Source organism: Burkholderia latens (assembly GCF_001718795.1).
GTDB lineage: Bacteria > Pseudomonadota > Gammaproteobacteria > Burkholderiales > Burkholderiaceae > Burkholderia > Burkholderia latens_A.
Genome location: NZ_CP013435.1, coordinates 2,558,398 through 2,578,015, shown reverse-complemented (window position 1 = coordinate 2,578,015; position 19,618 = coordinate 2,558,398). Strand labels below are relative to the sequence as shown.

Annotated in this window: 23 protein-coding genes, 1 other RNA gene and 1 riboswitch; of the genes, 11 read left to right on the top strand and 13 right to left on the bottom strand. The window is 69.0% G+C overall.

The annotated features are described in order from the left end of the window. Positions 1–19 precede the first annotated feature (19 nt). Complete coding sequence (gene ilvD / locus WK25_RS11960) at positions 20–1,693, bottom strand: dihydroxy-acid dehydratase (RefSeq protein ID WP_069241654.1); 1,674 nt, start codon at positions 1,691–1,693, stop codon at positions 20–22. A gap of 135 nt (positions 1,694–1,828) precedes the next feature. Between ilvD and WK25_RS11955 the strand changes: the two genes are divergently transcribed. Both WK25_RS11955 and lgt read left to right on the top strand, forming a co-directional pair. Then, positions 1,829–2,746 (top strand): LysR family transcriptional regulator, encoded by a 918-nt coding sequence (locus tag WK25_RS11955; RefSeq protein ID WP_069241653.1) that lies wholly within the window; start codon positions 1,829–1,831, stop codon positions 2,744–2,746. Between the two features lie 110 nt (positions 2,747–2,856). Next, positions 2,857–3,747: a prolipoprotein diacylglyceryl transferase gene (gene lgt / locus WK25_RS11950; RefSeq protein ID WP_040141464.1), complete on the top strand. Its 891-nt coding sequence runs from the start codon at positions 2,857–2,859 to the stop codon at positions 3,745–3,747. 152 nt (positions 3,748–3,899) lie between these two features. Here the strand turns inward: lgt and WK25_RS11945 are convergent, their stop codons facing one another. The 6 genes from WK25_RS11945 to WK25_RS11920 all read right to left on the bottom strand — a co-directional run bounded on the left by WK25_RS11945 (position 3,900) and on the right by WK25_RS11920 (position 7,180). Then, complete coding sequence (locus tag WK25_RS11945) at positions 3,900–4,640, bottom strand: SIMPL domain-containing protein (RefSeq protein WP_040141462.1); 741 nt, start codon at positions 4,638–4,640, stop codon at positions 3,900–3,902. Positions 4,641–4,845: 205 nt separating this feature from the next. Continuing rightward, positions 4,846–5,307, bottom strand: a complete 462-nt coding sequence (locus WK25_RS11940) for an EVE domain-containing protein (protein ID WP_040141460.1) — start codon at positions 5,305–5,307, stop codon at positions 4,846–4,848. 69 nt (positions 5,308–5,376) lie between these two features. Continuing rightward, positions 5,377–5,558, bottom strand: a non-coding RNA gene (gene ssrS, locus WK25_RS11935) — 6S RNA. Positions 5,559–5,638: 80 nt separating this feature from the next. Further along, positions 5,639–5,953 (bottom strand): cell division protein ZapA, encoded by a 315-nt coding sequence (locus WK25_RS11930; RefSeq protein ID WP_040141458.1) that lies wholly within the window; start codon positions 5,951–5,953, stop codon positions 5,639–5,641. Then, on the bottom strand, positions 5,950–6,300 hold the full coding sequence (locus WK25_RS11925; protein ID WP_069241652.1) for an ATPase: 351 nt from the start codon (positions 6,298–6,300) through the stop codon (positions 5,950–5,952). The genes WK25_RS11930 and WK25_RS11925 overlap by 4 nt, the downstream gene beginning before the upstream one ends. A 165-nt stretch (positions 6,301–6,465) precedes the next feature. Beyond that, positions 6,466–6,717: riboswitch (cobalamin riboswitch) on the top strand. Positions 6,718–6,772: 55 nt separating this feature from the next. Then, positions 6,773–7,180 carry a hypothetical protein gene (locus WK25_RS11920; RefSeq protein ID WP_069241651.1) on the bottom strand — a complete coding sequence of 136 codons (408 nt, stop codon included), beginning with the start codon at positions 7,178–7,180 and terminating at the stop codon, positions 6,773–6,775. Between the two features lie 84 nt (positions 7,181–7,264). Between WK25_RS11920 and WK25_RS11915 the strand changes: the two genes are divergently transcribed. The 5 genes from WK25_RS11915 to cobC are packed head-to-tail and all read left to right on the top strand — an operon-like array spanning position 7,265 to position 11,515. Then, positions 7,265–8,266 carry a FecCD family ABC transporter permease gene (locus WK25_RS11915; protein ID WP_059548847.1) on the top strand — a complete coding sequence of 334 codons (1,002 nt, stop codon included), beginning with the start codon at positions 7,265–7,267 and terminating at the stop codon, positions 8,264–8,266. After that, positions 8,263–9,063 (top strand): ABC transporter ATP-binding protein, encoded by an 801-nt coding sequence (locus WK25_RS11910; RefSeq protein ID WP_069241650.1) that lies wholly within the window; start codon positions 8,263–8,265, stop codon positions 9,061–9,063. The genes WK25_RS11915 and WK25_RS11910 overlap by 4 nt, the downstream gene beginning before the upstream one ends. A gap of 52 nt (positions 9,064–9,115) precedes the next feature. After that, a complete protein-coding gene (gene cobT, locus WK25_RS11905) occupies positions 9,116–10,180 on the top strand; it encodes a nicotinate-nucleotide--dimethylbenzimidazole phosphoribosyltransferase (RefSeq protein ID WP_069241649.1) in 1,065 nt (354 codons plus the stop codon). Then, a complete protein-coding gene (locus WK25_RS11900) occupies positions 10,170–10,946 on the top strand; it encodes an adenosylcobinamide-GDP ribazoletransferase (protein ID WP_040141446.1) in 777 nt (258 codons plus the stop codon). The genes cobT and WK25_RS11900 overlap by 11 nt, the downstream gene beginning before the upstream one ends. Continuing rightward, positions 10,931–11,515: an alpha-ribazole phosphatase gene (gene cobC, locus WK25_RS11895; protein ID WP_069241648.1), complete on the top strand. Its 585-nt coding sequence runs from the start codon at positions 10,931–10,933 to the stop codon at positions 11,513–11,515. Before WK25_RS11900 ends, cobC begins: the two co-directional genes overlap by 16 nt. Positions 11,516–11,557: 42 nt before the next feature. Here cobC and WK25_RS11890 read toward each other — a convergent pair whose 3' ends face one another. The 4 genes from WK25_RS11890 to cobU are packed head-to-tail and all read right to left on the bottom strand — an operon-like array spanning position 11,558 to position 14,982. Next, on the bottom strand, positions 11,558–12,475 hold the full coding sequence (locus WK25_RS11890) for a cobalamin-binding protein (RefSeq protein WP_059548849.1): 918 nt from the start codon (positions 12,473–12,475) through the stop codon (positions 11,558–11,560). Then, entirely contained in the window at positions 12,472–13,491 is a 1,020-nt protein-coding gene (cobD, locus tag WK25_RS11885) for a threonine-phosphate decarboxylase CobD (RefSeq protein WP_069241647.1), read from the bottom strand. Before cobD ends, WK25_RS11890 begins: the two co-directional genes overlap by 4 nt. Further along, a complete protein-coding gene (gene cbiB, locus WK25_RS11880) occupies positions 13,484–14,428 on the bottom strand; it encodes an adenosylcobinamide-phosphate synthase CbiB (RefSeq protein WP_059548809.1) in 945 nt (314 codons plus the stop codon). The genes cobD and cbiB overlap by 8 nt, the downstream gene beginning before the upstream one ends. Continuing rightward, on the bottom strand, positions 14,422–14,982 hold the full coding sequence (gene cobU, locus WK25_RS11875) for a bifunctional adenosylcobinamide kinase/adenosylcobinamide-phosphate guanylyltransferase (protein ID WP_069241646.1): 561 nt from the start codon (positions 14,980–14,982) through the stop codon (positions 14,422–14,424). The genes cbiB and cobU overlap by 7 nt, the downstream gene beginning before the upstream one ends. Positions 14,983–15,056: 74 nt before the next feature. Between cobU and WK25_RS11870 the strand changes: the two genes are divergently transcribed. The 4 genes from WK25_RS11870 (at position 15,057) to WK25_RS11860 (ending at position 18,152) form a co-directional block, all read left to right on the top strand. Next, positions 15,057–16,559: a cobyric acid synthase gene (locus tag WK25_RS11870; RefSeq protein WP_069241645.1), complete on the top strand. Its 1,503-nt coding sequence runs from the start codon at positions 15,057–15,059 to the stop codon at positions 16,557–16,559. Between the two features lie 82 nt (positions 16,560–16,641). After that, a complete protein-coding gene (locus WK25_RS31695; RefSeq protein ID WP_167432646.1) occupies positions 16,642–16,779 on the top strand; it encodes a hypothetical protein in 138 nt (45 codons plus the stop codon). Between the two features lie 171 nt (positions 16,780–16,950). Further along, positions 16,951–17,364 (top strand): DoxX family protein, encoded by a 414-nt coding sequence (locus WK25_RS11865; protein ID WP_069241644.1) that lies wholly within the window; start codon positions 16,951–16,953, stop codon positions 17,362–17,364. A gap of 128 nt (positions 17,365–17,492) precedes the next feature. Then, complete coding sequence (locus tag WK25_RS11860) at positions 17,493–18,152, top strand: ParA family protein (RefSeq protein ID WP_069241643.1); 660 nt, start codon at positions 17,493–17,495, stop codon at positions 18,150–18,152. 169 nt (positions 18,153–18,321) lie between these two features. On the opposite strand, the gene panD is transcribed toward WK25_RS11860, so the two are convergent. Both panD and panC read right to left on the bottom strand, forming a co-directional pair. Continuing rightward, positions 18,322–18,708: an aspartate 1-decarboxylase gene (gene panD, locus WK25_RS11855; protein WP_040141426.1), complete on the bottom strand. Its 387-nt coding sequence runs from the start codon at positions 18,706–18,708 to the stop codon at positions 18,322–18,324. A gap of 40 nt (positions 18,709–18,748) precedes the next feature. After that, positions 18,749–19,588 (bottom strand): pantoate--beta-alanine ligase, encoded by an 840-nt coding sequence (gene panC / locus WK25_RS11850; protein ID WP_040141424.1) that lies wholly within the window; start codon positions 19,586–19,588, stop codon positions 18,749–18,751. Positions 19,589–19,618: the final 30 nt, after the last annotated feature.

Here is a 19,618-nt window from a genome sequence, read left to right as displayed (position 1 = left end):
ATATACCCTGCGATGCTCGTCAACCGGTGACCGCGCCCTTGTTCGCCGGCCGCGCGAGCGCCGCGTATTTCGCGAGCACGCCGCGCGTGTAGCGCGGGGCCGGCTGCTTCCACGCGGCGCGGCGGCGCGCGAGCTCAGTGTCGTCGACGTTCAGCTGCAGCACGAGCCGATGCGCGTCGATCGTAATCGAATCGCCTTCCTGCACGAGCGCGATCGTGCCGCCGACGAACGCTTCGGGCGCGACGTGGCCGACGACCATGCCCCACGTGCCGCCCGAGAAGCGGCCGTCCGTGATGAACCCGACCGACTCGCCGAGCCCCTTGCCGATGATCGCCGAAGTCGGCGCGAGCATTTCCGGCATCCCGGGGCCGCCCTGCGGCCCGAGATAGCGCAACACCAGCACGTCGCCGGCGCGGATTTTGTCGCCGAGGATCGCGTCCATCGCGCTTTGCTCGTCGTCGAATACGCGCGCCGGGCCGGTAATCACCGGGTTCTTCAGGCCGGTGATCTTCGCGACCGCGCCGTCTTCGGCGAGATTGCCCTTCAGGATCGCGAGATGGCCTTCGTTGTACAGCGCGCGATCGATCGGGAAGATCACGCTCTGATCCGCGCGCGGCACGCCCGGCACGTCCTTCAGTTCGTCGGCGATCGTGCGGCCGGTGATCGTCATGCAGTCGCCGTGCAGCAGCCCCGCGTCAAGCAGGATCCGCAGCACCTGCGGGATGCCGCCGGCGCGGTGGAGATCGGTCGCGACGTACTGGCCCGACGGCTTCAGATCGCAGATCACCGGCACGCGTTTGCGGATGCGCTCGAAGTCGTCGATCGACCAGTCGACCTCGGCCGCATGCGCGATCGCGAGATAGTGCAGCACCGCGTTGGTCGAGCCGCCGGTCGCCATGATCAGCGACACCGCGTTCTCGATCGACTCCTTCGTGATGATGTCGCGCGGCTTCAGGTCGCGCTTCACGGCCTCGACCAGCACGCGCGCCGATTCGGCGGCCGAGTCGACCTTCTCCTGATCGGGGTTCGCCATCGTCGACGAATACATCAGCGACATGCCGAGCGCTTCGAACGACGAGCTCATCGTATTCGCGGTGTACATGCCGCCGCACGATCCCGACGTCGGGCATGCGTTCTTCTCGACCCCTTCAAAATCCTCCTGGGACATCCGGCCGGCAGTAAACTCGCCGACCGCCTCGAACGACGACACGATCGTCAGGTCGCGGCCCTTCCAGTGTCCCGGGCGGATCGTGCCGCCGTACACGTAGATGCCCGGCACGTTCAGACGCGCGAGCGCGATCATCCCGCCCGGCATGTTTTTGTCGCAGCCGCCGACTACCACTACGCCGTCCATCCACTGGCCCTGCACGCAGGTCTCGATGCAGTCGGCGATCACTTCGCGCGAGACTAGCGAGTATTTCATCCCTTCCGTGCCCATCGACATGCCGTCCGAGATCGTCGGTGTGCCGAAGATCTGCGGGTTCGCGCCGGCCGCCTTCACGGCCGCGACGGCCGCGTCCGACAGCCGCTGCAAGCCGGAATTGCACGGCGTGATCGTCGAGTGGCCGTTCGCGATGCCGATCATCGGTTTGTCGAAATCCTCCTTCTGATAGCCGAGCGCGTAGTACATCGAGCGATTCGGCGAACGGGCCACGCCTTGCGTGATGTTTCGAGAGCGGCGGTTGTACGGCATGGGGAACTCCATCGTTGTTTGAGCGACGCCGGCGCGCAGGCGCGCCGGATGGTTCGATCAAGAATGGAGTTTCCGTTATCGGATGTCCAATATATTATTTCTCGCTTATTAAGTCGTTTTCCGAATGAGTAATACATGGCCGACCCGACGCCCGACCTGCGCCAGTGGCGCTATTTCGTGACGGTTGCCGACGAGCGCCACTTCGGCCGCGCGGCCGAGCGATTGTCGATGACGCAGCCGCCGCTGTCGCAGGCGATCCGCGCGCTGGAGGACGCGCTCGGCGTCGCGCTGTTCGCGCGCACCAAGCGCTCGGTCGCGCTGACGGCGGTGGGCGCCGCGCTGCTGCCCGACGTGCGCCGGCTGCTCGCGTCGGCCGACGCGCTGCCGCCGCTAGCGCGGCGTCTCGCGCGCGGCGAGGCGGGCTCGCTGTCGCTCGCGTTCGTGTCGACCGCCGACTACGGGCTGCTGCCGTCGCTGCTGCGCGCGTTCGGCGCGCGGTATCCGCAGGTGCGGCTGCAGCTCGCGGAGGCGACGAGCGACGTCCAGATCGACGAACTCGTCGCGGGCCGTATCGACGCGGGGCTCGTGATTCCGCCGGTGCCGCCGCGCCACGCGGCCGGGCTGTCGTATCTGCCGGTGGTGCGCGAGCCGCTGGTGGTCGCGATGCCGGCCGCCGCCGCGCCCGACGTGCCCGAAACCGAGCCCGTGCATCTGGCCGACCTGGCCGCGCTGCCGCTCGTCATCTTCCCGCGTCGTTTGGCGCCCGGCTTTTATGACATCATTACGGGCTGCTACGGCGCGGCGGGGGAAACCCCGCGCATCGGCCAGGAGGCGATCCAGATGCAGACGATCGTCAGCCTCGTATCGGCCGGCATGGGTGTCGCACTGGTGCCGCAGTCGCTGCGTAACCTGCGGCGCACCGGCGTGGTCTACCGGCCGCTGGCCGGGCACGCACCGGTCGTCGAGACGGGCCTCGTGTGGCGCACCGGCGACGTGAGCCCCGTGCTCGCGGGCTTCATCGACGTCGTGCGCGCGCAGTCCGTGACCGCGTGATGCGGACCGCGGCCGGCCGCGGCGCGAACGATGGCACGCCGGCGCCGTCCAATGCGCGGTGCGGCGCAGTGCGAGCGCCGTACCGCATTCGAAAACTTCATCGCTAACCCATGATCATTCACCCGAATTTCGACCCCGTAGCGATCCATCTCGGCCCGCTGGCCGTGCGCTGGTACGGCCTCATGTATCTCGTCGGTTTCATTGCGGCGATCGTCGTCGGCCGAATCCGCCTGAAGCTGCCGCATGTCGCGGCGCAGGGCTGGACCGTGAAGGACATCGACGACATGATGTTCTACGGCGTGCTCGGCACCGTGCTCGGCGGCCGGCTCGGCTACGTGCTGTTCTACAAGGCCGACTTCTACCTCTCGCACCCGCTCGACGTGTTCAAGGTGTGGGAGGGCGGGATGTCGTTTCACGGCGGCTTCCTCGGCGTCACGCTCGCGATGGTGCTGTTCGCGTGGCAGCGCAAGCGCCACTGGCTGCAGGTCACCGATTTCGTCGCGCCGATGGTGCCGACCGGGCTTGCGGCAGGGCGGCTCGGCAACTTCATCAACGGGGAGCTGTGGGGCCGTGTGACCGATCCGGGCGCACCGTGGGCGATGCTGTTCCCGGGCGCGATGCGCGACGACGCCGCGTGGCTGCCGAAGCATCCGGCGCTCGTCGAGAAGTGGCATCTGGCCGATGTGTTCATGCAGTACCAGATGCTGCCGCGCCATCCTTCGCAGCTCTATGAAATCGCACTCGAAGGCATTGCGCTGTTCTTCGTGCTGTTCTTCTTCGCGCGCAAGCCGCGGCCGATGGGCGCGGTGTCCGCGTTGTTCCTGATCGGCTACGGGCTCGCGCGTTTCACCGTCGAATTCGCGCGCGAGCCGGACGACTTCCTGGGCCTGCTCGCACTTGGCCTGTCGATGGGGCAGTGGCTGTCGCTGCCGATGATCGTCGCGGGCATCGCGTTGCTCGTATGGGCGTATCGCCGCCGCACGGTGAACGCGGTGGCGTAATGCCGCCGCATGATGCGCAGCGGTTTGCGTTGCCGGATGACGCGCTGCCGATGCGCACATGCCGTGTCCGTCGCGAGCGTTGACTCGCAAACAAAAAACGCCGGCCCGAGGGCCGGCGTTTTCACATCGGGCGCGCGACGGCGCGATGCGCGTTACTTCATCTGCACCGAACCGTTGACGGTCACCGACACGGTTGCCTTGCCGCCTTCGACCGAGATCGGTGCGCTCATCTTCGCGCTGTCCATCGGCGCCGCGGCCATTGCCATCATCCGCGTGTACGGCTGCACGTTGCGGCCGCCGCCAACATTCACGTCGCGAATCGAGTAGCTGCTGTAGCCGAACGCCTTCGCGGCTTCGTCGGCGCGTGCGCGGAACGATTTGATCGCCTCCGTCGTGAGTTTTTGCTCGGCCGCGCGCTGCGCTTCCGGCGACAGCGAGAATTCGACGTTCGCGACCTGCATCTGGCTCGACAGTTGCCCCGCGAGCTTCGACGCCGCCGCGAAATCGCGCGATTCGAGCACGACTTCGGTCCGGCCGCGCCACGCGGAGATTTTCCCGTCGCGATCGGTGCTCGGATACACGGAGAACGCGCCGGTGTGCGCGGACACGCCCGACGCACCCTTCGCCTGCGCGAGCGCCGCGTCGGCGCGCTGGTTCAGCGCGGCCGTCAGGCTGCCCGGGTCCTTCGCTTGCTGCTCGTAGAACAGCGTGATGTGGATGATGTCCTGCGGCACGTCGGCGCTCGCCTGCGACGACAGCGACAGCACGCCGGCCGGCTCCGGGAAATGCGGGTTCGCGGTCTGCGCATGCGCGGCCGGCGATGCGAGGGTCAGTGCGACAGGCACGGCGGCGGCGAGGGCGAGCGACAGCGCGAGTGCGGATTTCTTGGTCATTGTTGGACTCCTTGTGCGAGGGCGCGCACGCGGATCACGCGTGCGCGACGCGGGCGTGCCGCGCGACGAAAAAACAGCCGCCTGCCCGATCGGGCGACAGCGGTTGCTTAGGCTGCACGAACGTGCCGGGAGTTCCGTGGTGGCGGCGCGGCTTGACCGGATTTGACGTTCGGCGTGCGGTTTGGCCTGCGCGTACTGCGTGCGCTTACTTCATCAACTTTTCGGTGATGAAGCGCCATTCCGCGCGCGTGACCGGCGTGATCGACAGCCGGTTGCCGCGCGCGAGCACGCGCATGTCCGCGAGTTCATCGTGTTCGCGCAGCACCGCGAGCGGCACGAGCGGAGACTTTTTCACGAAGCGCACGTCGACGAGCAGCCAGCGCGGTGCTTCCTGCGTCGACTTCGGATCGTAGTACGGGCTTTTCGGATCGAACTGCGTTGGATCGGGGTATGGCGTCGACGAGACTTCGGCGAGGCCCGCGATGCCCGGTTCGGGGCAGCTCGAGTGATAGAACAGCACGCCGTCGCCGATCTTCATCGTGTCGCGCATGAAATTGCGCGCCTGATAATTACGCACGCCCGTCCATGGCAGCGATTGCTGCGGCGCATGCGCGAGATCGTCGATGCTTGCTTCGTCCGGTTCGGACTTCATCAGCCAGTATTGCATGGATCGTAATCGACGCAGAAAGGGCTGTTGCAAAAGGAAACGGCATCGGGAGTTCCCGATGCCGTTGAATAGGCCCCCGCCTTGGCCGCTAGGCCGGCATCCTGAACCTGAGGTTCAGAATTGGTCGCAGTTAGCAGCACTTCGGGTACATCAGACAGAGTGACGCGCGCGCCCGTGCTACAAATTTCCGCAACCGTGCACATGGCATTGGTTCAAGGAATATATGACCTTGGCGAACCAGGCAGGGAAGCTGACTGAACTGTGTTTCGTTGCGCCAATTTGACCACCGTTGATCGCCGAGATCAAGGGGAATCGACGCATCGATCAAACGTTACTGCGCTTCGTGCTGTGCGAGCACCGCGCCGAGCTGTTCGTTCATCTGGTGCATTGTACGACGGATTTCTTCGGCCGGAAATGCTTCACCGTGCCGCACGCTCGTTTGCAGTCGCAGCAATTCGGACGCGAGCGACAGCGCGGCCATTACTGCGATGCGATCGGTGCCGCGCACCGAGCTGTTCGCGCGGATCTTCGACATTTCGGCATCGACGCGCGCGACGGCCTCGAGCAGCGCCGCTTCGGTTTCAGCCGAACAGGCGAGCCGATACGGCTGACCGAGAATCGAGACTTCGATCTGCTTGGTGCTCATGCATGTTCTCCGTGGCTGGCCGCGTCGTCGCTATCCGGGCGCGCCTGCGCATCGAGCAGGTCGAGCTGGTTGTCGGCTTGCTCCGCGCTCTTCGTGCGCGGCAGCTTTTCGAGAATCGCGTTCAGCTTGACCTGCGCGTCGTCGATCTTCGCCGACAGCGCGTCGCGCTCGGCCGCAAGCGCATTGCGTTCGTCGCGCAGCTGCTCGAGCTCCGCGCGGACCGTGTCCGCTTCCGCGCGCATTTGCGCGACCTGCTCCTCGAGCGCGAGCCGTTCCGAGTGATAGCGCTTGTTCAGCGAGATCAGACGGCCAATATTTTGAGATAAGGTTTCGAGTTCGTTGAGCATCTGCTGCGTCCTCTAAAGACCCAGCATTTTAGCGCGGAATAACGCGCATTCCGACATCTGTAACGTTTCCAGTCGTAACACCCCCGCTTCTTGCTGCGAATATGCATGCCCGGCATGCGCTGCGCATGCGTTTTGACGCTTTCTTGACGCTCGCGCAGCCCGCTCCTAAACTGGCGCCGCATCGGTGCTCGCGCGCGTGTCGCGCGGTTAAACGGGAAGCAGGGCGCGTGCTCCGCCAGGAGATCGCCAACCTGCGCTGCCCCCGCAACGGTAAGCGGCCGCGTCGTATGACGCAGGCCGGCTCGGGCGCGTTTCGCGTGCAGGTTCGCACGCGGGCGCGGGCCACTGCGCGTACGCGCGGGAAGGCGAGCCGGTCCGTCGCCAGCCCGGATACCGGCCGATGCGGGAAGCCTGCAGGGCTTCATGACGCGTGGCCCGCGGGGAAGCGGGGCGCGCAGTGCTCCACGAGATTTCACTTCGATGCTGACCCCAATCGCGCGCGCAGCGCCTCCAGTGCGCCGCCGCGTGCCGCTCGCCGCGGTCCCCGCGCGGACTGCTGCGGCTGCCGCTTCGTGCGCAGCGGCGCCGACGCCGGCGGTCGCAGCGCACGGATCGACTGCGCGGCGCACCGGCGCGTATCAGGCAGGGCGAGCCATGCGTGCAGCAGTATCGAGCGCGCCAAAGGACCGCGCAGGCGCGGCGCCGGTCGACCCGGTACGGCGGCTTCCACTATATTGCGCAGATTGCCGGCCGCGCGACGTTGCGCTGCGACGCAAACACCACCGTCGGCCGTGTCGCGCGACGGCATCGCCGCGTTACGGTTCCCGGTGCGCGCATCAACAACCCGTTCAACGAGGATGACGAGCTTGCGTATGCCCATTACACGCGGTCGCGCGACGCCCATGTCCGGCCGGGCCGGCGACGACCCTGAGCGTCGCACGTCATGCACCGCGCCGTGCAGCGCATGAGCGCCGCGCGCGCCGCGGCGATCTGGGCCGTGCTGGCGGCCGTGGTCGCGCTGCTGTTCGTGGCTTCGCTGTCGATCGGCAGCGTGCCGATGTCGCCCTGGCAGGCGCTCGCGTCGCTCGTGCCGCACGGCGGCGCAGATGTGCTGTTCGCCGACATCGTGCGCACACTGCGATTGCCGCGTGCGCTCGCGGGTTTCGCGTGCGGCGCGCTGCTCGCGTTGGCCGGTGCGCTGCTGCAGGTGCTGCTGCGCAATCCGCTCGCGGAGCCGTACGTGCTCGGCGTATCGGGTGGCGCGGCCGGTTTCGCGCTCGTCGCGATGATCGCGGGCGCCGCGTGGTGGGTCGTCGACGCATGCGCGTTCGCCGGCGCGCTGGTGTCGGTCGCGCTCGTGCTCGGGCTCGCGCGCCGCGAGCTGTGGCGCGGCGATTCGCGCGACGCATCGCCGCGGCTGCTGCTGACGGGCGTCGTGATCGCGGCCGGGTGGGGCGCGCTCGTCACGCTGCTGCTGTCGCTCGCGCCCGATGCGCGGCTGCGGGGAATCATCTTCTGGCTAACGGGCGATCTGAACGGCGTGACGACGCCATGGTTCGCGTGGGGCGCGCTGTTGCTGGCCGCATGCGTCGCGCTGCCGGCAGCGCCGCAACTGAACGTGCTGCTGCGCGGCGACGCGACCGCGCTCGCGCTCGGCGTGCCGGTCGCGCGCTTGCGCGTGCGGATCTACCTCGTCGCGTCGCTCGCGGCCGCGGCCGCGGTGACGACGGCCGGTACGATCGGCTTTGTCGGCCTCGTCGTCCCGCACGCGCTGCGGCTGGCATTCGGCAACGATCAGCGGATGCTGCTGCCCGCAGCGATGCTGGCGGGCGGCGGCGGCGTGATGGCATCTGACCTGCTCGCGCGCACTGCGATCGCGCCCGCGCAATTGCCGGTCGGCGTGATGACCGCGCTCGTCGGCGTGCCGGTGTTCCTGTGGATGTTGCTGAGGAGGCCGATGCGATGACGCAAGCCGCCTGCGACGTCCGTTGTGCAGCGGTCGACCTGACGCTCAAGGCCGGCGAGCGGATGCTGCTCGACGGTTTCACGCACGCGTTCCGGCCTGCCGAGATCTGGTGTGTCGCAGGGCCGAACGGTGCCGGCAAGACGACGCTGCTCGCGACGCTCGCAGGCTTGCAGCGGCCGGCCGGCGGCCACGTCGAGATCGACGGTCGGCCGCTCGCCGACTGGCCGGCCGGCGCGCTCGCGCGGCGCCGGGCGCTGATGCCGCAGCAATTGCACGACGCGTTCAGCGCGACCGTATTCGACACGGTGTTGCTCAACCGCTTCCCGTATCTCGGCGGGTGGGGCTGGGAGCGCGACGACGACCGCGCGGCCGCGCGCGACGCACTCGCCACGTTCGGACTGAACGCGCTCGCGTCGCGCGACGTGCTCTCTCTGTCGGGCGGCGAGCGGCAGCGCGTCGCGCTTGCCGCGACGCTGTGTCAGGACGCGCCGCTGATGCTGCTCGACGAACCGCTCGCCCATCTCGATCTCCATCACCAGATCGACGCGCTGACCGCGCTGACCGAGTGGCTCGGCGCGGGCGCGCGCACGGTGCTGTTCTCATGCCACGACCTGAATCTCGCGCGGCGTTTCGCCACGCACGCGCTGCTGCTCGACGGCCGCGGCCATGCGTGGGCCGGCCCCGTGCACGACGTGCTGACGCCCGCGCGCGCGAGCGACGCGTTCGGCTATCCGATCGTGCTGATCCGCGAGAACGGCCGCGACGCGCTGCTGCCCGCGTGGCCGCAGCGACGATGAACCTTCTTCCTTCGATCCGCGGCGCCGGCCGCGCCAACGAGGCAACCTTACGATGACGAACCCGACCGCCCAGACCGACTTCCCGCCTGCGATCGCCCCGCTGGACGACGCGCTGCGCCGGCGCCTGCAGCATGTGATCGATCACAAGACCAAGCCGCCCGGCAGTCTCGGCCAGCTCGAGTCGCTCGCGCTGCAGCTGGGCCTGATCCAGCGTACCGAGCGGCCGCAGGTGCTGCGTCCCGTGACGATCGTGTTTGCCGGCGACCACGGGATCGCGGCCGAGGGCGTGAGTCCGTATCCGCAGTCGGTCACCGCGCAGATGGTCGCGAACTTCCTGGCCGGCGGCGCGGCGATCAACGCGTTTTCCGGCGTCGCGCAGAGCGTGCTCGAAATCGTCGATGCGGGCGTCGCGTCGCCGCTGCCGGTGTCCGACCGGCTCGTGTCGTTGCCGGTCGCGCGCGGCACGCGCAACTTTGCAGCCGAACCCGCGATGACGCACGAAGAAGCGCACGCGGCGCTCGCCGCCGGCGCGGCGCGCGTGCGCGTGCACGCGTCGCTCGGCACGAACGTGATCGGCTTCGGCGAAATGGGAATCGCGAACACGTCGTCGGCCGCGTGCCTGATGAGCCGTCTGCTCGACGTGCCGATCGACGCGTGTGTCGGCCGCGGCACGGGCCTCGACGATCAGGGTCTCGCGCACAAGCGCGCGGTGCTCGGACGCGCGCTCGTACGGCATTCGCATGCGATCGCGCCGCTCGACGTGCTCGCGACGTTCGGCGGCTTCGAGATCGCGATGATGACGGGCGCGTATCTCGCGGCCGCGAGCGAACGGATGACGATTCTCGTCGACGGCTTCATCGCGACGGCTGCGCTGCTCGTCGCGGAGCGCATTGCGCCCGGCGTGCGCGACTACTGCGTGTTCTCGCATACGTCGCACGAAGCCGGGCACCGGCGCATGCTCGAGTATTTCGGCGCAAAGCCGCTGCTTGCACTCGACCTGCGGCTCGGCGAAGGCACCGGCGCCGCGCTCGCGCTGCCGCTCGTGCGCGCGGCAGCCGCATTCCTCGCCGAGATGGCGAGCTTCGAATCCGCAGGCGTCGACAACCGTGACGCCTGAGCGCGCACGCGGCCCACGCGCGGAGCTGCGCTACTTCTTCGTCGCGCTCGGCTATTTCACGCGCGTGCCGGTGCCGCGCTCGATCGGCCATGCGGCTGGCGACCTCGACCAGGCCGCGCGCTACTTCCCGCTGGTTGGCGCATGCGTCGGCGCGTGGGGTGCGCTCGTCTATCTGGTCGCGCTGCGCGTGCTGCCGGCGTCGATCGCGGTCGGGCTGTCGATGGCCGCGACGTTGCTTGCGACCGGCGCGTTCCACGAGGACGGCCTCGCCGACAGCTGCGATGCGTTCGGCGGCGGCTATACACGCGACGACGTGCTGCGGATCATGCACGACTCGCGGATCGGCACCTTCGGTGCGGTGGCGCTCGTGGTGACGCTCGGCCTCAAGTGGCAGGCACTTGCGTCCATGCTGCCGCTGCGTGCCGCGTGGACGATGATCGCCGCGCATGCGGCGAGCCGCGCGGCGGCGGTGAGCCTGCTGATGTCGCTCGACTACGTGCGCCCAGAGGGCAAGGCGAAGCCGGTCGCGCAGCGCATGGGCGCGCGCGCGGCGTGGGCCGCGGCCGCATTCGGGCTGCCATGGCTGTTCTGGCCGGACTGGCGCGCGGGGCTCGCGGCCTTTGTCGCGCTCGTGCTCGTGCGTGCATGGGCCGCGCGCTATTTCATGAAACGGATCGGCGGCTATACAGGTGACTGTCTCGGCTTCGCGCAGCAACTGAGCGAACTGGCGATCTACCTCGTGGTGCTCGGATGGATCTCGTCCTGATTCGTCATCCGGCCGTCGATGTCGAACGCGGCATTTGCTACGGCCGCAGCGACGTGCCGCTCGCCGCATCGGCCGACATCGGCGCGCAGCACGTGCGCGAGCGTGTCGCGACGCTCGGGGCGCCGTTGCCCCGACACATCTGGACGAGTCCGCTGACGCGCTGCGCATCGGTCGCCGAACGGCTCGCGCACGCGTTCGGCGTGCCGCTGCGGCATGACGCAGGCTGGCAGGAAATGGACTTCGGCGCGTGGGAACTTCAACGCTGGGACGATATCGGCCGCGCCGCGCTCGACGCATGGGCCGCCGATCTGATGCATGCGTGCGCGCACGGTGGCGAGAGCGTGGCGCGATTCGCCGCACGGGTGGCGCGCGCGGCCGACGAGGTCGTGGGGGCCGGCACGCCGCAATGGGCAGTGACGCACGCCGGCGTGATCCGCGCGTTCGCGTCGCACGCGCTGCGCGTGCCGCTCGATACGCTGCTGGCGCGACCGGTGCCGATCGGCGGTGTCGTGTGGTTGCGGCTGGACGATGCGTCACGCTCGTGGAAAGTCGAGCACTGGGACGAGTAGGCGCTCGTGCACGCCGCGCAACAGTGTTGGAGAAGCCGGAAATCAGCGTGCGGGCCGTCTCGCGCGCGCGGCGTCCAGATCCTCGCACAGCGCTGCCGCGCCTTGCGCGATTCGCGGCGACGGCCGCGTCAGCAGGTCGCCGTCGATCGCGAACAGGTTGTTGCGTGCAACGGCCGTCAGCGCGGGCCACGCACGCCAGCGTGCGAGACTCGGCAGTGGGGCATCCGAGCGCGTCGCACCGGCGGCGGTCGTGACGATCGCTTCCGGATTCGCCGCGAGCACGGCTTCGTCGGTGACGGCCGGCGCGAGCGGCTTCAGCGCTGCGAACACGTTGCGGCCGCCGCACAGCGCAATGACGTCGTTGAACAGATGCGCGCCGTTGAGCGTCGTCAGCGGCCGGTCCCATACCTGGAAGAACATCGTGACGGGCGGCCGCGCGGAATAGCGTGCGCGCAGCGCCGCGATGTCTCGCGAGAACGAGGCGGCCGCCACATCGGCTGCCGGCCCCGTGCCGAGCAGCGTGCCGAGCCGGCGCAGCGACGTCGCCACGTCGTCGAGATGCTTCGGTTCGCTGAAGAACAGCGGGATCTGCAGCGCGCGCAGCGCGTCGGTCTGCCGCTCGGCATTGCCGTGCCGCCATACGACGATCAGATCGGGCTTCAGCGCGGCGATTCGTTCGAGGTCGAGCGCCTTGTTGTCGCCGACGCGCGGCACCGCCTGCGCTGCGGGCGGATAGTCGCTGTACGTGACCGTGCCGACCAGTTTCGCGCCGCCGCCGGCCGCATAGATCAGTTCGGTCGCGTGCGGCGCAAGGCTGATCACGCGTTGCGCGGGAGCGGCGAGCGTCACTGTGTTGCCGGCATCGTCACGGGCCGCGACGTCCGCGCGCGCGAGCGGTGCGTGCGCGAGTGCGGCCAGCATCGCCAGCGCCGGCAGGCGGCCGAGCGGGGCGCGGCTCATGCGGATGCCGGCTGCAGCGCCGTCATGCATTGCGTGAGCGCGTCGGCGAAGCGCTGCCATTCGGCTTCGTTGCCGGGCAGGCCGATGCGGATGCTCGACCGCTGCGCGAAGTGCCGTGTCCAGATGCCGTGCGCGGCAAGCGCTGCATGCAGTGCGGCGGCACGCGCGTCGTCGGTCCAGCTGAAGAGCGGCGTCGCGCGCACCGCGAAGCCATGTGCGCGCAGCAACGCGGCGAGGCGTTCGCCGTCGGCGGTGAGCCGTTCGCGGGCGGCGGCCTGCCATGCGCGGTCCGCGAACGCGGCGGCAACCGCATGGCGCGCGGGCCCGCTGACGGTCCACGCACCGAGCACGTCGCGCAGTGCCGCGATCGACGCGGGATGCGCGAGCACGAAGCCCGCGCGGATGCCGGCAAGGCCGAAGAACTTGCCGACCGAGCGAAGCACCACGAGGCCGGGACGATCAACGTATTGCGCAAGCGATGGTGCGGTGCCGGTATCCGCGAATGCCTCGTCGACGATCAGCGTGCCGCCGCGTGCGGACAGCTGCGCATGCCAGCAGAGCAGCCGTTCGACCGGCACGAATTCGGCGGTCGGATTGTTCGGGTTCCCGACGATCACGTGACGCAGCGTGGCGGGCAACGCGTCCACGCCGATGTCGAGCGCGACGACGCGATGGCCACGACGCGCGAATGCCGGCGCGTACTCGCCATACGCGAGCGGCGCGACACCGGCGTCGCCGGTCGGCAGCAGCGCGGGCAGCGCGCGGATTGCGGCCTGGCTGCCGGCGACCGGCAGCACGTGCTCGGCATCCGGCGCGCCGTAGTAACCGGCCGCGCACGCGGCGAGCGCGTCGCCGTCGTCCGGCAGCCGGCGCCATGCATCGGCCGGGACCGGCGGCACCGGATAGCCGACCGGATTGATGCCGGTCGACAGGTCGAGCCATGCGTCGTATGGAATGCCGTGGCGGCGCGCTGCTTCGTGCAGGTTGCCGCCGTGTGGAATGCGTGCGTCAGACATGATGAGTAGCGAGGACGAGTGCGCCGCCCGCGACGAGCAGCGCAAGCCACAGCGCGAGCGTGCGCGTGACGAGCGACAGCGCGGCGACGACGTGCACGGCCGTCGCCGTCGCGCCGGTGCCGAGCACGGGACGATCTTCGATCTCGCCGTGATAGACGGCCGGGCCGCCGAGCTGCACGTTCAGGCTGCCGGCGCCGGCGGCCATCACGGGGCCGGCGTTCGGGCTGTCCCAGTGGCGCGCTTGCGTGCGCCAGCAGCGCCACGCGGCGGCCGTGTCGCCGAGCAGTGCGTAGCTCGCGGCGGTGGCGCGCGCGGGAATCCAGTTGAGCGCGTCGTCGAGACGCGCGGCCGCCCAACCGAACGTCAGGAAGCGCGGCGTGCGGTAGCCCCACATCGCATCGAGCGTGTTCGCGAGCCGGAACAGCAGCGCGCCCGGGCCGCCTGCGACGACGAACCAGAACAGTGCGCCGAAGATCGCGTCGTTGCCGTTCTCGAGCGCCGATTCGACGGCCGCGCGCGATAGCGCGCCTTCGTCGGCCTCGCTCGTGTCGCGGGACACGATGCGCGCGGTGAGCGCGCGTGCGGCATCGAGATCGCGCCGCAGCAGCGCGGCGGCGATAGGCGTGACGTGATCGGCGAGGCTTCTCGCGCCGAGCGCAAACCACAGCAGCGCGACGTGCAACGCGGCGGCGAGCGGCCACGGCAGCACCGCAGCGAGCCACGCGGCGACGGCCACCGGGGGCGCGACGGCGGCGAGCCATGCGGCGACGCCGGCCGCACGGCCGTGCCGGCCCGTGTTCAATGCACCTTCGACGCGCGCGGCGAGCCGGCCGAATGCGACGAGCGGATGCCAGCCGGCCGGTTCGCCAAGCACGCGATCGACGATCGCGGCCGCGACCGCGAGCATCGCGACGAGCGGCAGCGACAGCATCAGCATGACGGCGCTCCGTCCTTGAGTTCGAGCGGCAGTCCCGCCACGAGCAGCGTCACGCGGGTCGCGAGCGCTGCGATGCGCTGGTTCAGGCGTCCGAGCTCGTCGACGTAGCGGCGCGTGACCGATCCGAGCGGCACGACGCCGAGCCCGATTTCGTTGCTGACGACGATCACCTTCGCGCGGGCGTGGCGCAGCGCGTGTTCGAGTCGCTCGACCTGCGCGGCGTACTGCGCGTCGTCGAGCGGTTCGCCGTCGAGTGGACACAGCAGGTTCGTGAGCCACAGCGTCAGGCAGTCGACGAGCAGGCATGCGCGCGGATCGTCGAGCCGCACGAGCGTGGCGGCGAGATCGACGGGCGCATCGGCGAAACCCCAGTCGGCCGGCCGGCGCGCGCGGTGATGCGCGATGCGCCGTTCGAATTCGGCATCGGCCGTGCTCGACGCCGCGGTCGCGATATAGGTGACGGGGCGGCCGCAGTCGGCGGCGAGCCGCTCGGCATGCGCGCTCTTGCCCGAGCGTGCACCGCCGAGGACGAAGGTGAGGTCGTGCGGAATCATCGCGTGATTGTAACGGCGCGGGCGTCGCACGCGGGCGATAATGCGGCCTTCGCTTCGCCACGACTCTCCATACGATGAACGCACCCGAACCGCGGCCGCGCGGCACGTTGATGATCCAGGGCACGACGTCCGATGCGGGCAAGAGCACGCTCGTCGCGGGCTTGTGCCGCCTCGCGCGCCGCGCCGGTGCGCGCGTCGCGCCGTTCAAGCCGCAGAACATGGCGCTCAACAGCGCGGTGACGGCCGACGGCGGCGAGATCGGCCGCGCGCAGGCGCTGCAGGCATTGGCCGCGGGTGTCGCGCCGCATACCGACTTCAACCCGGTGCTGCTGAAGCCGACCAGCGACCGCGGTGCGCAAGTGATCATCCACGGCAAGGCGCGCATGAACCTCGACGCGCGCGCGTATCACGATTACAAGCCCGTCGCGTTCGACGCGGTGCTCGAGTCGTACGCGCGGCTGCGCGCCGGCTACGACACGGTGCTCGTCGAAGGCGCGGGCAGCCCGGCCGAGATCAATCTGCGCGAAGGAGACATCGCGAACATGGGCTTCGCCGAACGCGTCGACTGCCCGGTCGTGCTGGTGGCGGACATCGATCGCGGCGGAGTGTTCGCGCATCTGGTCGGCACGCTCGCGTGCCTGTCGAACAGCGAGCGTGCGCGCGTGCGCGGCTTCGTGATCAACCGCTTTCGCGGCGACATCAGGCTGCTGGAACCGGGGCTCGACTGGCTGCGGGCGCAGACCGGCAAGCCCGTGTTCGGCGTGCTGCCGTACCTGCACGGGCTGCTGCTCGACGCCGAGGACATGCTGCCGTCGCAGGCGCGCAGCGCGGCCGTGCGCGGCGACGCCGGCGTGCTGCGCGTCGTGGTGCCCGCGCTGCCGCGCATCAGCAACCACACCGATTTCGATCCGCTGCGCGCGCATCCGCAGGTGGAGTTCACTTACTGGAAGAGCGGCCCGGTGCCGGACGCCGACCTGCTGATCCTGCCCGGCTCCAAGAGCGTGCAGCGCGATCTCGCGTGGCTGCGAGACGCGGGCTGGGACACGGTGATCCGCCGCCACCTGCGCTACGGAGGCAAGGTGATCGGCATTTGTGGCGGGATGCAGATGCTCGGCCGCACCCTCGATGATCCGCTCGGCCTCGAAGGCGCGCCCGGCAGCGTGCCGGGGCTCGGGCTGCTCGAATTCGACACGACGCTGCAACCGCACAAGACGCTGAAGAACGTGAGCGGGCGGCTCGCGTTGCCCGGTGCGGCCGCCGTGCAAGGCTACGAGATTCACATGGGCGACACGCGCGGGCCGGCGCTTGCGGCACCCGCGCTCGAACTGGCCGCCGACGATGTGCAGGGCGGCACGCGCTCCGACGGCGCGATTTCCGCCGACGGGCAGATCCTTGCGACCTACGTGCACGGTCTGTTCGACGCGGCCGACGCGTGCGCGGCGCTGCTTGCATGGGCGGGGCTCGACGGCGCGGCGCGCATCGACTACCCGGCGCTGCGCGAGGCGTCGCTGGAGCGGCTGGCCGATTCGTTCGCCGAACACCTCGACCTGCGCGCGCTGTACGCCGAATTTCGTTGACCGACGGCGCGCCGGCTCTGGCATTTTGCGGCGAATCGCGTACAACTTAGAGGGGCGGAGGTCCGCCCGAAGGAGCGCGACGATGAAGGGTCGATGGTGGTTGAGCGTGCTGCTCGCGGCGCTGCTGGGCGCATCCGCGGCGGCGCATGCGTGCGATTCGTACGCGCCTGGCGGCGGCGCAGGCTCGGGCGGTGCCGCACAAGGCAAGAGCGGCGGTTGAAAGACATCCCGGCCGACACATACCGGATACAAGGGCATGATCGATCATGCCCTTTTTTATCCATCGATTCGTTCTCCATGGGAATCAGTTAAAGCCGTTCAGCGCGTTTATTGGCGGATTCGATTCGAATACAGTGCGGTCCATTCCCCTCCACTCACGAAGGAATCCGCCATGAACCCCAACCGCCTGAACGATCTTGGCGCGACGCTGTTGCGCGTCGCACTCGGCGTGCTGTATCTCGCGCACGTCGCGCAGAAGGTGTTCGTCTTCACGCTGCCGGGCACCGCGCAGTTCTTCGCGTCGATCGGCCTGCCCGGCTGGCTCGCGTACGTGACGACCGTCGTCGAACTGGTCGGCGGGCTTGCGCTGCTCGCGGGTTTCCGCGTGCGCACCGCCGCGCTGGTGCTGCTGCCGTTCATGCTCGGCGCGGTGTCCGCGCATCTGCCGAACGGCTGGGGCTTCGCATCGCCGCACGGCGGCTGGGAGTATCCGGCGTTCTGGGCTGTCACGCTGGCCGTGCAGGCGCTGCTGGGCGGCGGAGCATTTGCGCTCGGCGCCCCGCGCGTCGCGGCGCGAACCGCCTAAACGGGACGGGCATCGGCGCCACCCGTTCCGGTGACCCCCGGTTTGCCGATATCATCGCTCCCTGTATCCGCAATCGAGCGGCGCGTGCCAACCGCGGCACGCGCCGCGCGGCTTTTTCGGGGGAATTCATGACGGTGATCGTGGTGGCGAATCCGAAGGGCGGCGTGGGGAAGAGCACGCTGTCCACCAATCTTGCCGGCTATTTCGCGGCGCAGGGCGCGTGGGTCGCGCTCGCCGATCTGGACCGGCAGCAGTCTGCGCATGCATGGCTCGATCTGCGGCCCGCAGGCCTGCCGGCGATCGAGGCATGGGATCTCGATCCGGACGCGCCGTCGAAGCCGCCGCGCGGCCTTGAATATGCGGTGATCGACACGCCGGCCGGCCTGCACGGCAACCGGCTCAACGTCGCACTGCAACTCGCGGACAAGGTGATCTTGCCGCTGCAGCCGTCGATGTTCGATATTCTCGCGACACAGCAGTTTCTCGAGCGGCTCGCCGCCGAAAAGGCCGTGCGCAAGGGCAGCGTCGAGATCGGGATCGTCGGGATGCGGGTCGATGCGCGCACGCGTTCGTCCGACCAGTTGCACCGTTTCGTCGAAGGGCTCGGACTGCCGGTGCTCGGCTACGTGCGAGACACGCAGAACTACGTGCAGATCGCCGCGCACGGCCTGACGCTGTGGGACGTCGCGAAGAGTCGCGTCGAGAAGGATCTCGAACAATGGCGGCCGATCGTCGAGTGGGCCGAGCGCCGTGCGCCGAAGGCGGAGAAGGCCGCGAAGGCGTCCTGACCCGCGCCGCGCGCCGGCGGGTTGTGTGAAACGACGAAGGGCCTGATCCGGCATCGCGCCGGATCAGGCCCTTCGTACGTATGCGGCGCCTCGGGGTTGGCCCGCGCGAGCGTGCGGGGCGCCATGGCAACACCCGGCGCGTGTCGCGACACGCGGCCGGGCGCGCGGATCAGCTCCAGCTCTGCGTCGGCACGTGATCGCGGTGGCCCTTGATCTTGTTGCCTTCGTCGATGAACACGAGCTTCGGCTTCCAGCCGGCCTGCAATTCGGCTTCGTCGACCATCGCGAACGCCGCGATGATCACGAGATCGCCCAACTGCGCGCGGCGTGCAGCCGAGCCGTTCAGCGAGATCATCCCGCTGCCGCGTTCGCCCTTGATCGCATACGTCGAGAAGCGCTCGCCGTTGTTGATGTTCCAGATGTCGATCCGTTCGTTTTCGATGAGACCGGCCGCTTCGAGCAGATCTTCGTCGATCGCGCACGAGCCTTCGTAGTGCAGCTCGCAGTGCGTGACGGCCGCGCGGTGGATCTTCGATTTGAGCATGTGGCGCTGCATGGTATCTCCGTGATGCGTGACTGGCGAAGGTGGCCCGCCGTCAGATTTCCAGGTTGTCGATCAGGCGCGTCGCACCGAGTTTCGCGGCCGCGAGCACGACGAGCGGCTCGCCGGCTTCAAGTTCGGCGGCGCTCGGCGCGAGCAGGTTCGCGCGGCGGCGGATCGCGATGTAGTCGGGCGCCCAGCCACGCTCGGTCAGGTGCGTGCGCGCGTGCTGCTCGAGCTTGCCGAGGTCGCGTTCGCCGCCAAGCACGCTGTCGCGCACGCGCTGCAGCGTTTTCGCGAGTTCGGGCGCTTCCTTGCGCTCGTCGGTGCCCAGGTAGCGGTTGCGCGACGACAGCGCGAGACCGTCCTCGTCGCGCACGGTCTCGGCCGCGACGATGTCGACCGGCAGCGCGAGCTGCTGGCACATCCGGCGCACGATCATCAGCTGCTGGTAATCCTTCTTGCCGAACACGGCGACGCGCGGCTGCACGCACGACATCAGCTTCGTGACGACCGTGCACACACCGGCGAAGAAGCCCGGCCGAAACTCGCCCTCAAGAATCCCGCCGAGATCGTCGGGCGGCAGCACGCGGTACTCCTGCGGCTCCGGATACATGTCGCGCTCGGTCGGCGCGAACAGCACGTAGACGTTTTCCTTCTGCAGCTTCTCGATGTCGTCCTGCAGCGTACGCGGATACTTGTCGAAATCCTCGTTCGGGCCGAATTGCAGGCGGTTGACGAAGATGCTCGCCACGACCGGGTCGCCGTGCTGGCGCGCGAGGCGCATCAGCGACAGGTGACCTTCGTGCAGGTTGCCCATCGTCGGCACGAACGCCGTGCGGTTCTGGCCGCGCAACTGGTCGCGCAGTTCCTGGATCGAGCTGATGACTTTCATGATCGGGTAGCGGGTTCCTCGCGCGAGGCG